Raw genomic sequence first — 13,643 nt, forward strand, 5'->3', positions numbered from 1 at the left:
CTCCTTGTCTTTTTTGGGCAAAGCCCGCCCTTGGCGCTTGCTGCTTGCAAGCACCCAAGACTCTTCAATGAATGGGTTTGGGGTGACGGTTTGAGGCTTAGCGGCTCATCATCTCCAGCGGCCACATGACGATCTGCGGGAACACCACCAGCAGGAACATCACAATCGTCTGGGCCACCATGAACGGAATCACCCCCTTGATGGCGCCGCTCATCGGTATCTTGGCGACCCCGCAGACGACATTGAGCACGGTGCCCACCGGAGGGGTGACCAGGCCGATGGCGTTGTTCATGATGAACAGCACGCCGAAGTAGACCGGGTCGATGCCCGCCTGCTTGAGCACCGGCATCAGCACGGGCGTCATGATCAGCACCGTGGGCGTGAAATCCAGCGCCGTGCCCACCAGCAGTACCAGCACCATCAGCGCAAAGGTAAGCAGCATCTTGTTGTCCATCAGCGGCTCGACCAGCGCGGCCAGCTGCTGCGGAATGTTCGCGGTGGTGATCAGCCAGGCCGATACACCGGCGGCCGACACCAGGAACATGATGATGGCCGTGGTCTCAGCTGCGCGGTAGATCAGGCCAAACAGCTGGTTCAGCTTGATCTCGCGGTAGACGAACATGCCCACCAGCAGCGAGTACATCGCAGCCATGACGGCGGCCTCGGTCGGGGTGAACCAGCCGAACTTCAGACCACCGATGATGACCACCGGCAGCACCAGCGCCCACAGCGATTGGCGTGTGGCGGCCAGGCGTTCAGCAGTGCTGCGCTTGGGCTCGGTGACGATCGGGTCACGGCCAATGCACCAGCGCCAGGCCAGCAAGATCGCGGCACCCATCAACAGGCCCGGCACAATGCCGGCGATGAACAGCTTGGTGATGGACACGCCACCGGTCACGCCATACAGAATCATTGCGATCGATGGCGGAATCACCGGCGCGATGATGCCGCCGCAGGCGATCAAGCCGCAGGAGCGGTTGACCTCATAGCCGGCCTTGCGCATCATCGGCACCAGCACGGCGGCCAGTGCCGCCGTATCGGCCACGGCCGAGCCCGAGAGCGAGGCCATGATGACCGCAGCGCCCACGGCCACATAGCCCAGCCCGCCCCGGATATGGCCAATCCAGGCCATGGCCATGTGGATGATGCGGCGCGTCATGCCGCCGGCGTTCATGAATTCGCCCGCGAGCATGAAAAACGGCACGGCCAGCAGTGGGAAGCTGTTGGCGCCATCCCACATGTTCTGCACCACGATCTGCGGATCGGTAAAGCCCATGTAGTACATCAGCGCCAGACCGCAGCCGATCAGCGCAAACGCAATGGGCATGCCCAGCGCCATCAGGCCCAGCAGCGACGAGATAAAAATGAAGATGGTCATGCGCGACCTCCTTGGGACCGGGCCTGCGATGGGGTCTGCTCCTGCATGGCGTGCTCGGCCTCGCGTGCCTCTTCCATGCCCTCTTCCTGCACATCGATCAGCTCATCGTCCGCCACCTTGCCCAGCACCAGACGCACCAGGTTCGACAGGCAGATGAAGCCAATGGCCGCCCCGGTGAAATAGCTCACACCGTAGACCCAGAGCATGCTCAGTTGGGCCACCGGAGAGGCATTGCCCGCGATGATGTCGTGCTGCAGCCAGGTGCCGTAGACGATATAGACGCAGCACAGCAGCATGATGGCCTGGCTCAGGCCCCAGCACACGCGGCGGCCGGCCAGCGGCATCATCTGCACCATCAGGTCCACCCCCAGATGGGCGCGCTTGCGCATGCCCACGATGGCGCCCAGAAAGGTCAGCCACACAAAGGCAAAGCGCGGCACCTCTTCGGACAGATCAATGCCGGTATTGAAAAACAGCCGCAGCATCACATTGCCGAACACCATCACCAGCATGACGAGCATGCACAGCACCATGGCGATTTCCAGCGCGCGCGTCAGCCCGTCGGCGAGCATTTTGAGTACCTTGCCCATGGCAACACCTTTCCCGGCAGCGCGGCCTTGTGCCGTGCCGCCACCTGAATGCTTGTATGTCTATGCCGGCAGCGCCGCGCCATGAGGCGCTGCCAGAACCTTTAAAAGAAATGCAGGGAGCGGACGCAGCCTATGCCGGCCTGGGCCCATACCCTTCCTGGGCCTTACTGGGCCTTGCGCGCCTGCTCGATTTCGGCAAAGAAGCCCTTGACGAACTCATCGCCGATCTGCGGCGAGAACTTGGCCAGCACGGGCTTGACCTTGTCCTGCATGCGTGCCAGCTCGGCAGCGGGCATGGTGTCCACCGTCACACCGGCCTTCTTGAAGTTGTCGATGGCCTGGCTGTCGCCTTCATCGAGCAGCTTGCGCTGCAGCAGGCCCGCTTCGGTCGCGGCCTTTTGCACACCGGCCTTGTCGGCGGGCGAGAGGCCATCCCAGAACTTCTTCGACGCGACCAGGGCCGACGGCGTGTAGACGTGGTTGGTGATGGTGATGAACTTCTGCACTTCCTGCATCTTGTTGGCCCACATGTGCTGCAGCGGGTTTTCCTGGCCGTCGAGCGCCTTGATCTCCAGCGCCGGGAACACCTCGGCAAAGGCCATCGGGGTGGCATTGGCGCCAAGGGTCTTCCAGGTATCGAGGGCCACCGGGTTGGTCATCACGCGGATCTTGAGGCCGCTCACATCCTCGGGCTTGGCCACGCGGTGCTTGCTGTTGGACAGGTTGCGAAAGCCCATGCCGGTCCAGGTCAGGCCCACCAGGTTGGCCGGTGCGATCTTCTCGAAAATCTTCTTGGACGAGGCGCCATCGAGCACCGCATAGACTTCGGCCGAGTTGCGGAACATGAAGGGCAGATCCCAGACCTGCACTTCCTTGACCCGCGAGGACAGCGGCGCCAGGGTGCCGATGTACAGATCCTGCGTGCCAGCCTGCACGGCCTGCAGTTGCTTCTCGTCGCTGCCCAGCACCGCGCTGTGGTAGGCCTGCACCTTGACATTGCCATTGGTGTAGGTGGATGCGAGCTCGGCGAACTTGTTCATCGCGATGGCTTGCGGGTGGCTCTCGGGCATCGCATGGCCGACGCGGGCCTTGACTTCGGCATAAGCGGCGCCAGCGCCCATTGCCGATGCCGCCAGGGTGGCCAGCACGATGCGGCGCAGTTGGAAGTGAGTGGTCATCTGTCTGTCTCCGTCTTTGTTGTCAATCGAAAAAAGCCGGCGCTGCTGGCCCGGCATGCTGAGAATCAGGGGGTCTGCAGGCTCCCATCGGCCAGGCGCGTCTGCGTCCAGGTGGTCACTTCGCTGCTGCAGGGGTACTTGGCCGCTTCGCGCTCGTCAATGTCCACACCCAGGCCGGGCAGGTCATTGGCGTAGACATAGCCATTTCGGAATGTGGGCAAACCGGGGAACACGGCCAGCAGCGCATCGCGCGGGCCCTTGAGCGCCTGGATCACAAAATTGGGCGGCTCGGTGCCCGACCACTCCTGCACGCCAAAATTGCGCGAGGCCAGGTCGATATGGATATTGGCCGCATGCGCCAGCGGCGACATATCGCCCGGGCCATGCCAGGCTGTGCGCACGCCGTACTGCTCGGCAAACAGCTGCAGCTTGCGCGCCGGTGTGATGCCGCCCACCTGGCTCAGGTGCACGCGGATAAAGTCAATCAGCCGCTCGGCGATAATGCCGCGCCATTCAAAGGGGTGGTTGAACAGCTCGCCCTGGGCCAGCGGCACATTGGTCTTGTCGCGCAGCTGGCGCAGCCAGTCGCCCTCCTCCAGCGCAATCGCGTCTTCCAGAAAGAACAGCTCATAGGGCTCCAGTGCCTGCGCAAAGCGGATGGCATCGGCGGGTTTCAAGCGCTCGTGCACGTCATGGCACAGCTCCACCTCAAAGCCGATGCGGCTGCGGATGGCGTCAAACATCTTGAGCGTCTCGCGCATGTACTTGCGCGCATCCAGATAGATGCCGTCAGCGGCGCCCCGGGGCGCCGTGCCGGGCGCCGCGCCAAAACCGCCACCGCCATAGCCGCCGCTTTGGCAGCGGATATGGGTGATGCCCTGCTCGCGGTACTTCTGGATGTTGTCGCAGAGCTCTTCCAGATCCCGCCCATCTGCATGGCGGTAGATGGGCACGCCCTCGCGCAGCTTGCCGCCCAGCAGTTGGTACAGCGGCATGCCGGCCTGCTTGCCTTTGAGGTCCCACAGCGCCATGTCCACGCCCGAGATCGCATTGTTCTCGATGGGGCCGTTGCGCCAGTAAGCGTTCTGGTGCATCAACTGCCACAGCTCTTCAATCTGGCTCGCATCGCGGCCGATGAGGAGCGGGCGCAGGTACTGCTCGACCAGGCACTGCACTGCCAGATGGCGGTAGGCAAAGGTGGCGCAACCCAGGCCGAAGAGGCCGGGCTGGTTGGTCTCGATCCTGACGACCAGCAGGTTGATGCCCTCGGGCGCCGTCGCGATGACTTTGACGTCGGTAATCAGGGTAGCCATGGTGCCGCGCCCGCTTACAGCACCGCCAGCCATCCGCCATCCACATAGATGATCTGGCCGTTGACGTAGTTGGATGCACCCGAGGCCAGGTAGATGGCCGTGCCCACCAGCTCATCGGGCCGGCCCCAGCGCTGCGTGGGGTTGCTGGCCTTGACCCAGGCATCAAACGCGGCGTTGTTGACCAGCGCCTCGTTCATGTCGGTGAGGATGTAGCCCGGGCCGATCGAGTTGGCCTGGATACCATGCATGGCCCACTCAGCGGCCATCGCCTTGGAGAGCATCTTGATGCCGCCCTTGGCCACCGTGTACGGCGCCACCGTGGCACGGGCCGCCTCGCTGGTCAGCGAGCCGATATTGATGATCTTGCCGCCCGTCCCGCGTTCGATCATGCGGCGCGCTGCGGTGCGGCCCACCACAAAGGCCGCCGTCAGGTTGGTGTTGATGACCCGGCTCCAGTCCTCCAGCGACACATCGAGCAGAGGCTCGCGGTGCTGGATGCCGGCATTGTTGACAACGATATCGATCGCGAGGCCTTGGGCATCGAACGCAGCAAAGGCCGCTTCTACCGCCGCCTGGTCGGCCACATCAAAGGCCGCCCCTTGGGCTTTGAGGCCCATGCCCTGCAACTGCGCCACAGCCGCATCCACTGCTGCCTGCTGGCGGCTGTTGACCACCACCGTTGCCCCCGATTCCGCCAGGCCCTGGGCCAGCGCCAGCCCAATGCCGCGCGAGGAGCCGGTAATCAGCGCCGTACGGCCCGACAGATCAAACAGGGAACGAGACATGGAATGGCGACCTTGAGAATTTCAGAAGTCGCCATCATCGGTTTATTTGTATGATGATTGAATCAGAGCAAACCCTAGGAATTTTGCTGCCCTGCGCTTTGCGCGACAGCCGCACGAAACCTGGATATGCAGGCTTTTAGGCGGGTGCGCCCCAACGGGCAATCGTGTCGGCCAGCAGTGCCCGCATCCACAGCTGCGCATCATCGGCACTGCGCCGCTCAATCGCCGCCAGCACCTTGCCGTGCATCAGCAGACCATCGTTGAACTGCCCGGCCTGCTGGGCATTGACGGTGAGCAAGGACTCCAGCGCAGACGCCACAATGCCGCCCAGCGAGATCAGCAAGGGGTTGCCCGTGGCCTGCAAGATGCTCTGGTGGTAGGCCAGGTCGGCGACCACCCATTCATCAATGGACGTTGCGGCCTCCATCGCCGCAAAGGCCTGCTGCAGCGCCAGCAACTGCGCATCGCTGTGCATGCGCGCCGCAAGCGAGGCAGCGGCCGGCTCCAGAATGCCGCGCATGACCATCAGGTGCCGGCCCAGCTCCTGGTCCACCCCCTGGCTGCAGAGCCAACCCAGCACATCGGCATCAAACAGGCTCCACTGCTCCTGCGGCCGCACGCGCGTACCGGTGCGGGGCCGCGCCTCCAGCATGCCCTTGGCGCTGAGCGCCTTGATCGCCTCGCGCACCGCAGTACGGCTCACCCCCAGCCGCTCGCACAGCTCCTCCTCATTGGGCAAGGTGGCGCCAGGTCCGTACTCGGGACTGGCAATCAGCCGCCCCAGGCTGTCCATCACCTGGTGGTGCAGACTGCTGCCGGGCTGTGACGATAAGGACATGGGAATCGGTGGTGGTATAGATTCATTCATCATACAAAATAAAACGGATGGGGGCCAGCGTCTGCAGACTTCGAGTGCTGACCACGCCTTGCGGCAGATCATGCCCGCCTTCTGCGCCCAAGCACGGGACTCGCCTTTGCAGATGCGACAAGCAACCGCGCTGCATGCGAACCGCCGCTTACATGTGTACGCCATCGCTTTGGTGCCGTGATGAACCCACACCCCCGTTTCCCAGCAAAAGGCCGCCCGAAGGCGGCTTGTGAGGGCGACAGCCCGAGCCGCTATACGCGACGGCGGCCCTTGCCTGCCACACCGACCATGCCCATCGCCGCCAGCAGGCCGGAGGCCAGCAAGATGCCCCATGTGCTGACGCTAGGCACCGGTGTAGGCGCGACGACCGTTTGCACAAAGACCTGGCTGTCCTCTGCCGGGTAATTTGCATCACCGCTGTACCGCGCCACAATCTCATGTGCCCCCAACGCATACAGCTTGTTCGTGGTCAGGCTGGCTGCGCCATCCACCAAGTGGGCAACGCCCAGCGAAGTGGTGCCGTCAAACACTTCCAAGCTGCCCGTGGGCACAGGCGCAGCCTTGGTCTGCAGCGCAGCACGCTTGGCAGCATCAAAGGCTACCGCTACGCCAAAGGTCACGTTCTGACCAGGCTGCGAGGGATTGAGGCTGGACGAGACCGTGATCGACGAGCCCCCTTGGCCGACTGCAATGGTCTGCTGCACCTGCTCAGCCGCATCAAAATTGGCATTGCCCAGCTGGTTGGCATTGATCACGCAGTTGCCCACGCCGTTGAACTCCACCACGGCCGCAGTCACGCTACAGACAGAAGCACTTGCAGCGTCAATCGCAAAAGTCACCGCATTGCCGGATTGACCGCCGGTGGCTGTCACCGTGTAGGAACTACCGACCTTGGGTGTCGCAGGGACGTTGGAGCTAAAACTAATCACCTGCGCACCCTTGCTAACGGTCACATTCCGCTGTATTTGCGGGGCGGCCAGGTAGTTGTCATTGCCAGCCTGGTCCGCCTGGACCGTGCAGACCCCCGCAGCAACCATGGTGATGACCGAGCCATTGGCCCCGCCTGACGAGCAGATCGCAGCACTGGCCGGCGCAACACTGAACGTCACCGGCAGGCCCGAGGCTCCACCGGTAGCCGCCACCGAGAAGGTGCCGTTCTCACTGTAGGCCGGAGCAGCGGGAGTCACATCGATCGCGGAAATCACTTGTGCAGCTTTGGTGATGGTGACATTCAAAGTTGCCTCAGTGGCAGCGTTGTAATTGGTATTGCCGGCCTGGTTGGCCAACAAAGCACAGACCCCACTACCCAAGATGGAGACGGTGTTGCCACTGATGGAACACACTGCACTGCTGGACGCTGCCACGCTGAAGACCACTGGCAAACCGGAGGCGCCGCCAGTGGCAGCCACCGAGAACGAACCACCGGCGCTATATGCCGGACTGGCAGGGGTGGCATTGAAGACAGATATGGTTTGCGCGGCTTTGCCGATGGTGATATTCAATGAGGCCTGGCTGGCCACGCTGTAGTTGGCATTACCCGCTTGGTTGGCCTGAAGCGCACAAACGCCGCTGGCAGCCATAGTGACGGTGCTGCCTGCGACGGTGCATACACTTGGGGTCGTCGAGCTGTATACCACTGGGTTGCCAGAGCCACCGCCAGTGGCCGTGACGGTAAATGTGCCGCCTGGGGCATAGACAGGGCTGCCGGGGATTGCCGCAAAACCGCTGATGGCCTGACTGCCTTGTGCGATGGTCACGGTATAAGCCCGTGAACCACTGAAGCCGTTGCTGGACGTCGCTTGCACCGTGAAGTTAAACGAACCTGCCGCTGTCGCTGTTCCGGACAGTACGCCTGCAGGAGAGAGCGTCAGCCCAGTGGGCATTGTGCCTCCCGTTACCGAGAAGGTGTAGGGACCAGTGCCACCATTAGCGCTCGTTGCCGTCAGGGTCTGCGAGTACGCGCCATTGAACGCGCCGTTGGGCAAGGTAGCCGGATTGACGCCGACGGCTACGGTCACACAGCTCAGATTGGCGTTGACCACATTGCTGCTGATGGCAGTACCGGATGCATTGGCCACGCTGCACAGCTGCCCCGAAGGCGCACTTGAAACACTGATACTCCAGTTGGCACCTTGTGGAAGCTGCGTAGCAAAGTTGTAGCTGCTAGCGGCTTGCGCCACCACGACTTGCTGGGAACTAGCAGGATTGGTTGCATTGAGCTGCAATGTGACGCTGGCAGTCTGCCCTGAAGCAGCTCCGCCCACAGAGAATGTACTTGGCGCAAAACAAAGAAGTGCTGCGCCATTTCCGGCCTGCACGCCATTGTTAATAGTGACTGCCGACATACCGGTAGCCCCTGAGGAGCCACCGGCACCGCCGCCGCCACCACCATTCCAGTTTTGCTGGCAAGCTGTGGTACCTACACCGGCGCCGCCACCGCCTGCACCTACAGTGGCACCGCCACCGCCACCGCCGCCAAACCCGGCGCCGCTGAACGAACCAGAAAAGTTGAACGAGTCACCGCCATCGCCATTGCTGGCGTTGCCGGGCGTAGCGGGGAAGGTACCACACCCTCCACCGCCAGTACCACCGGTGCCTACCGTGCCGCCTGCGCCGCCAAAGGGGCCAGGGCCACCAGGTACTGTGGCACCTGCGCCGCCAGTTCCACCTCCACCTACACCGCCATTGCCACCGGCAATGACATTGGCGGTGCTCCAGCCCGCATTGCCGCCACCACCGCCTCCGCCTGCTATTGCAACCCGGTTGCCGATGCCATTACCGCCTATGCGAAGGTCTGTCGCCCCACCGCCAATACCATCAGCCCCCTGGCCAATGCCGCCAGGGTTGACGGCCTGCGATCCCTGCCCACCGACCCAGACGGACAAGGTGGCACCAGGAGTAACAGCCACAGTGCCTCGCACACGCCCGCCAAGTCCGCCACTGCCGCCGGGCGAATTGGGGCTACCGCCAATGGTCCCCGCTCCGCTACGGCCTGAACCACCCTGCGCTCCGCTGAGGTAGGCCGTGAGGCTAAAGACACCGGCAGGCACTGTGACGGTCTGCTCTCCGCCTGTGAATCCGAAGGCCGCAGGCGTCTCACCTACTGCGCAGCTCTGTGCGTTGACCGATGCAACACCCAGCAAAGCAGCAAGACCGAGAAGCCATGAAGCACCTCTTTGCAGGCCCCTCTGCGACATAGGGGGAACACTGCGTTTCGCTGCAGATGCATCGCGTAATACATTGGGTATGCGCATGGGAGACCTTGCGGTTAAAGAATCGTCACATAGCAAAATGTTGCGTGCGCATCATTTTGTTGCAAGTTGACGTGCGCGTAATTTAGTGGGTATTTACTATTTTTACCATCCCCAAAAATAGTGATATTTATGTAGCCAAGCATGTATTTCACCCTTGAGTACCAGCACCTGGCCTACAAAAAAGCGAAAAGCTATCGATATCGCTGAAAATTCAACGAATAAGCATTTCCGCGCTACCCCATGCTCGACATCAGCGTGGACACCCTGCCGATCTTGGCTGCATCGGGTTATCCGGAGGGAACTTCAACGCTGACCCCGCTGAAAGGCCGCCTCGCCGCGCAGAAATCCCAGCCATCACCGGACAGAAGTCACTTGGCATCAAGTGGCAGCGCACTCGCCAGCCACCGGCCAGTAATAGCTGTCCGGCATGGCCCGCGCACCAAAAATCGCCTGCCCCACACGCACGACGGTAGCACCCTCCTCCACCGCCATCTCGTAGTCCCCCGACATGCCCATCGACAGCCCATCCAGGCAGATACCGGCCGGCGCGTCCTGTCGCAGCTGATCGCGCAAGCCACGCAGGCGCACAAAGCACTGGCGCACCTGCGCGGCCTCGGCAGAAAACAGCGCCAAGGTCATCAGCCCGCGCACACGCAGCGCAGAGAAAGCGGGCAGCGCCTTGACGAATGCAGCAGCTTCCTCAGGCGGCAGGCCATACTTGCTCGCCTCGCCCGAGGTGTTGATTTGCACAAAGACATCCAAGCTGCGCCCTTCCACTTGCAGGCGCCGCTCGAGCGCCTCGGCCACACGCAGGCTGTCCAGCGCCTGAAACTCGGTTGCAAAACGCGCCACCAGCTTGGCCTTGTTGGTTTGCAGGTGGCCGATGACCGACCACTGCAGATCGGGCAAATCCTGCATTGCCTCCCACTTGCCATAGGCCTCCTGCGGCTTGTTCTCGCCCAGCATGCGGCAGCCGGCGGCATAGGCCAGGCGCAGGCTGGACTCGGGCTTGGTCTTGCTCACAGGCAACAGGCGCACTGCCGCCGGGTCGCGCCCCACCCGCTGGCAGGCCGCCGCGATGCGGGCCTGGACGATGGCCAGGTTGTGGCGAAAGTCATCGACGGACTCGGCCTGTGGCCAGCGGCCATGCTGGTCATGCCGGGTCGAGGTGGTGAACTGACTGTGTGCTTTCATGCCAATGCTTTCTCTGGTGCGTAGGTGCGAGCCTGCCGGCAGATCAATCGCAGTGCTGCAGTTCAATGATGGCAAAGCCGCTGCGAGCGATCTCTTGCTCCACCGATGGCGCAGCCGCTTGGACATGGCAAAAGCGGCATGCCTGCGCTGTCAACGATTCAGCTGGCAGCTGCTTGGCGGCCAGATAGCGGCGGCCATGCGCCAACACGGCATCGATCCCCTTATCGGGCTCCTGGTCACGCACGAGGATATCGAAATGCATTCTGCGCCCATCGGGCCGCAGCACATAGGTGTCAAACACAGCGATCTTCATTCAGTACCTCTTGGGCAGCAACAGGTCGATGGGGAGCGCAGGTGCAGAGCTCACTTCAGCGCAACCTTCGGAAAATCCACTGGCACATCCAAGGCAACATTGATGTAGTTGGTGAACAGGTTCAAAGCCACATGCGCGATGATCTCAACCACCTGCTCGTCGCCAAAACCGACCTGGTGCAGGCTGGCAATGTCGGCATCGCTGATCTGCGCACGCTGCGCCACCACCTTCAACGCAAACGCCAACGCAGCTGCGGTTTTGGCATCACCCGAATGGCCAACCTGGGCGGCCGACATATCGGCCAGGCTGGCACCGGCCTTTTGGCCCAGCACCGTGTGGGCGGCCAGGCAGTATTCGCAGCGGTTGTAGTTGGCAATGGCAACCGCCAGTTGCTCGCCAAGCTTCGCACCAATGCTGCCCTTGCCCAGCGCGCCAAAGGCGGCCCACATGCTGTGCAACGCGGCGGGAGAGTTGGCGACCGCCTTGAACATATTGGGCGTGGCACCAAAGGCGCTGTGGATCTGGGCCATCACGGCTTGGCTGGCGGCGGGGGTGTTGTCGGTAGAAACGCGGGACATGAAAGACTCCTGAAGGGGTTGAAACGCAGAGCCAGTATGCGTGCCCCAAATGTATAATTTGGACTAATTAATTCACAAATAACACCAATTCGTACATCATGCAGCCCCCAGCCCCTATCGACCGCCTCTCCAGCATCCTGGAGCGCTTTCGCGTCAAGGCGCAGCTGCACCACTCCGGCGCGTTGTGCGGCCTGACCCACTTTGATGCCGGTGAGGGCTTTGGTTACCTGCATGTGCTGCGCCGTGGCGAGCTGGAAGTGAGCCACCCCGGTGCCCGCGATGTGCCGCAATCGCTGCGCTTTGACGAGCCCACCGTGCTGCTCTACCCTGCCCCGTTCACGCATCGCTTCCACAACCCGCCGCAAGAAGGCGCCGACTTCAGCTGCGCGCGCCTCGTGTTTGAAGGCGGGTCGGCCAACCCGCTCGCCCGCTCACTGCCGCCTTTAATAGCTTTGCCGCTGGCCCAGGTGCCCGGCATGGACATGGCGCTGCAACTGCTGCTGTCCGAAACCGGCCAGTTGCGCTGCGGCCAGCGCCTGCTGGTCGATCGTCTGTTTGAAGTCGTCGTGATCCAGCTGCTGCGCTGGCTGCTGGACCACCCGCAGGACGCAGGCATCTGCCCTGGCCTGGTCAATGGCATGTCCGACCCACGCTTGGCCAGCGCCCTGGTCGCCATGCACGAAGCCCCAGGCGACGCCTGGACCTTGGAGCGCATGGCAGCGCAAGCGGGCATGTCGCGCACCGCGTTTGCCAACACCTTTCGCGATCTGGTGGGGCAAACGCCTGCCGATTATTTGACAGGTTGGCGTGTGGCACTGGCCCAGAACGGGCTGCGCGAGAGGCGCTCGATCAAGGTGCTGGCGGAGGAGCTGGGGTATGCGAATCCGTCCGCCTTGTCGCGGGCGTTTGCGGGGAAGGTGGGGGTGTCGCCTCGGGAGTGGTTGGCGACGCTGGTTCAACCCCATCCTTAAGCTGCACCTCGGCTCTGCACATTGACGCTCGGAGACACATGTTTTATGGATCTAATGAACCAAGGGCATCTCCATGGAATATTTGCCCACCAACCTTTCACTGTGAAAATCACTAATTTTGGGGATTGCACGTAAAAGAACTCTTATATCAAATGTTATTTTTTATATAAGAGGCCAGACAATGCGCGTCCTTCATACTCTCAGGATCGGTATTCTTTCTGCAGGGCTGGCATCAGCAGGCTTGGCCAATGCTGCCGTAGAGACATTTTTCGGAGAGGATGCTGTTAATGGATCTGCCAGCGCACCCAGACCTCAATCCGATGCCGCGCGGGATGCATTTATTGCGCGACTGAATGGCGCAAACACTGAGAATTTTGATGCGATCAGTGCAGGCACGCCGGCGCCATTTTCTGTGAACATGGGCGCATCTGGAACCGCAACTCTTTCCGGATCAGCAACGGTTACCAACTTTTTGGGAAGTGGCAGATTTGCTACGTCCGGCTCCAACTTTATAGAGACCAGCACCAACTTCACCATTAGCTTCTCATTGCCACAGACCGCTTTTGGATTCTATGCGACAGACATATCCGATTTTGGCGGACAGTTGAGCATCACCTATTCAGATGGCACATCCAGTACAGTTGCCGTCCCACATAGCAATCCCGCCACAGATGGCTCAGTATTTTATTATGGCCTCATAGATATGGACAATCCATTTGTCTCTGTTGTTTTTAATAACAGTAATGCAACGGATGTCTTTGGCTTTGATGATTTAACTGCTGGCACTGCAGCCCAGGTGATTCCGCCGGTTTCTATCGCCACTGCAAGTCTGCCAGCAGGAATGCAGGGCAAAGACTATTTACCATATACGTTAGAAGCAACTGGCGGACTCGCTCCGTTGACTTGGAGCGCAAACAATCTTCCTGCTGGACTTCTTCTTGACCCGGTAACCGGCGTCTTATCTGGCAAACCTACACAGAGCGGCACATTCACGGTGGATATTTCCGCAACGGATGCCAGTAGCCCCACGTCGCTCAGCGATACCAAGTCGTTCACGATAGAAATCACAGCGGTGCAAGCAACTGCAGCTCCCACACCGGTGCCAACCCTCGGTATCTGGGCTACCGTTGCTCTTTCGTCCCTGCTTGCGCTCTTTGGTTGGACCCGCCGCCGCCAGTATTAATCTGGCTGAGAATGCGCCCGCAGATCCCCTGGCTACTG

13 protein-coding genes are annotated in these 13,643 nt (G+C 61.5%); 3 read left to right on the forward strand and 10 right to left on the reverse strand.

Going from position 1 to position 13,643, the window contains the following annotated elements; genetic code table 11:
* Positions 1-97: 97 nt before the first annotated feature.
* The 7 genes from DCO45_RS00820 to DCO45_RS00850 all read right to left on the reverse strand — a co-directional run bounded on the left by DCO45_RS00820 (position 98) and on the right by DCO45_RS00850 (position 8,190).
* Positions 98-1,378 (reverse strand): TRAP transporter large permease subunit, encoded by a 1,281-nt coding sequence (locus DCO45_RS00820; protein ID WP_116924071.1) that lies wholly within the window; start codon positions 1,376-1,378, stop codon positions 98-100.
* A complete protein-coding gene (locus tag DCO45_RS00825; RefSeq protein ID WP_116924072.1) occupies positions 1,375-1,968 on the reverse strand; it encodes a TRAP transporter small permease in 594 nt (197 codons plus the stop codon). Before DCO45_RS00825 ends, DCO45_RS00820 begins: the two co-directional genes overlap by 4 nt.
* A 164-nt stretch (positions 1,969-2,132) precedes the next feature.
* Positions 2,133-3,146 carry a TRAP transporter substrate-binding protein gene (locus DCO45_RS00830; RefSeq protein WP_116924073.1) on the reverse strand — a complete coding sequence of 338 codons (1,014 nt, stop codon included), beginning with the start codon at positions 3,144-3,146 and terminating at the stop codon, positions 2,133-2,135.
* 65 nt (positions 3,147-3,211) lie between these two features.
* Positions 3,212-4,459 carry an enolase C-terminal domain-like protein gene (locus DCO45_RS00835; RefSeq protein WP_116924074.1) on the reverse strand — a complete coding sequence of 416 codons (1,248 nt, stop codon included), beginning with the start codon at positions 4,457-4,459 and terminating at the stop codon, positions 3,212-3,214.
* A 14-nt stretch (positions 4,460-4,473) separates the two neighbouring features.
* Positions 4,474-5,244: an SDR family oxidoreductase gene (locus tag DCO45_RS00840; protein ID WP_116924075.1), complete on the reverse strand. Its 771-nt coding sequence runs from the start codon at positions 5,242-5,244 to the stop codon at positions 4,474-4,476.
* Positions 5,245-5,380: 136 nt separating this feature from the next.
* The gene (locus DCO45_RS00845; protein ID WP_165841089.1) at positions 5,381-6,082 is read right to left on the reverse strand and encodes a FadR/GntR family transcriptional regulator; all 702 of its coding nucleotides are present in this window, start codon (positions 6,080-6,082) and stop codon (positions 5,381-5,383) included.
* 281 nt (positions 6,083-6,363) lie between these two features.
* On the reverse strand, positions 6,364-8,190 hold the full coding sequence (locus DCO45_RS00850) for an Ig-like domain repeat protein (RefSeq protein ID WP_165841090.1): 1,827 nt from the start codon (positions 8,188-8,190) through the stop codon (positions 6,364-6,366).
* A 321-nt stretch (positions 8,191-8,511) separates the two neighbouring features.
* On the opposite strand from DCO45_RS00850, the gene DCO45_RS23310 reads away from it, so the two are divergent.
* Positions 8,512-9,108 (forward strand): hypothetical protein, encoded by a 597-nt coding sequence (locus DCO45_RS23310; RefSeq protein ID WP_116924078.1) that lies wholly within the window; start codon positions 8,512-8,514, stop codon positions 9,106-9,108.
* A gap of 636 nt (positions 9,109-9,744) precedes the next feature.
* On the opposite strand, the gene DCO45_RS00860 is transcribed toward DCO45_RS23310, so the two are convergent.
* Genes DCO45_RS00860 through DCO45_RS00870 form a run of 3 tightly spaced genes read right to left on the reverse strand, consistent with a single transcriptional unit; the run spans position 9,745 to position 11,451 of the window.
* Complete coding sequence (locus tag DCO45_RS00860; protein WP_116924079.1) at positions 9,745-10,560, reverse strand: YggS family pyridoxal phosphate-dependent enzyme; 816 nt, start codon at positions 10,558-10,560, stop codon at positions 9,745-9,747.
* A 43-nt stretch (positions 10,561-10,603) separates the two neighbouring features.
* Complete coding sequence (locus DCO45_RS00865) at positions 10,604-10,873, reverse strand: DUF2024 family protein (RefSeq protein WP_116924080.1); 270 nt, start codon at positions 10,871-10,873, stop codon at positions 10,604-10,606.
* A gap of 50 nt (positions 10,874-10,923) precedes the next feature.
* A complete protein-coding gene (locus DCO45_RS00870; protein WP_116924081.1) occupies positions 10,924-11,451 on the reverse strand; it encodes a peroxidase-related enzyme in 528 nt (175 codons plus the stop codon).
* Positions 11,452-11,549: 98 nt separating this feature from the next.
* Here DCO45_RS00870 and DCO45_RS00875 point away from each other — a divergent pair, with 98 nt between their 5' ends.
* Together DCO45_RS00875 and DCO45_RS00880 are read left to right on the forward strand one after the other, a co-directional pair.
* Positions 11,550-12,422 carry an AraC family transcriptional regulator gene (locus tag DCO45_RS00875; RefSeq protein WP_116924082.1) on the forward strand — a complete coding sequence of 291 codons (873 nt, stop codon included), beginning with the start codon at positions 11,550-11,552 and terminating at the stop codon, positions 12,420-12,422.
* 118 nt (positions 12,423-12,540) lie between these two features.
* Positions 12,541-13,605: an IPTL-CTERM sorting domain-containing protein gene (locus tag DCO45_RS00880; protein WP_133247967.1), complete on the forward strand. Its 1,065-nt coding sequence runs from the start codon at positions 12,541-12,543 to the stop codon at positions 13,603-13,605.
* Positions 13,606-13,643: the final 38 nt, after the last annotated feature.

This window comes from Comamonas sp. JNW, assembly GCF_003105075.1.
Classification (GTDB): domain Bacteria; phylum Pseudomonadota; class Gammaproteobacteria; order Burkholderiales; family Burkholderiaceae_C; genus Comamonas; species Comamonas squillarum.

Coding starts and splice junctions, on each gene's coding strand:
- DCO45_RS00820 (WP_116924071.1), bottom strand. CDS start 1,378: ATGACCATCTTCATTTTTATCTCGTCGCTGCTGGGCCTGATGGCGCTG.
- DCO45_RS00825 (WP_116924072.1), bottom strand. CDS start 1,968: ATGGGCAAGGTACTCAAAATGCTCGCCGACGGGCTGACGCGCGCGCTG.
- DCO45_RS00830 (WP_116924073.1), bottom strand. CDS start 3,146: ATGACCACTCACTTCCAACTGCGCCGCATCGTGCTGGCCACCCTGGCG.
- DCO45_RS00835 (WP_116924074.1), bottom strand. CDS start 4,459: ATGGCTACCCTGATTACCGACGTCAAAGTCATCGCGACGGCGCCCGAG.
- DCO45_RS00840 (WP_116924075.1), bottom strand. CDS start 5,244: ATGTCTCGTTCCCTGTTTGATCTGTCGGGCCGTACGGCGCTGATTACC.
- DCO45_RS00845 (WP_165841089.1), bottom strand. CDS start 6,082: ATGTCCTTATCGTCACAGCCCGGCAGCAGTCTGCACCACCAGGTGATG.
- DCO45_RS00860 (WP_116924079.1), bottom strand. CDS start 10,560: ATGAAAGCACACAGTCAGTTCACCACCTCGACCCGGCATGACCAGCAT.
- DCO45_RS00865 (WP_116924080.1), bottom strand. CDS start 10,873: ATGAAGATCGCTGTGTTTGACACCTATGTGCTGCGGCCCGATGGGCGC.
- DCO45_RS00870 (WP_116924081.1), bottom strand. CDS start 11,451: ATGTCCCGCGTTTCTACCGACAACACCCCCGCCGCCAGCCAAGCCGTG.
- DCO45_RS00875 (WP_116924082.1), top strand. CDS start 11,550: ATGCAGCCCCCAGCCCCTATCGACCGCCTCTCCAGCATCCTGGAGCGC.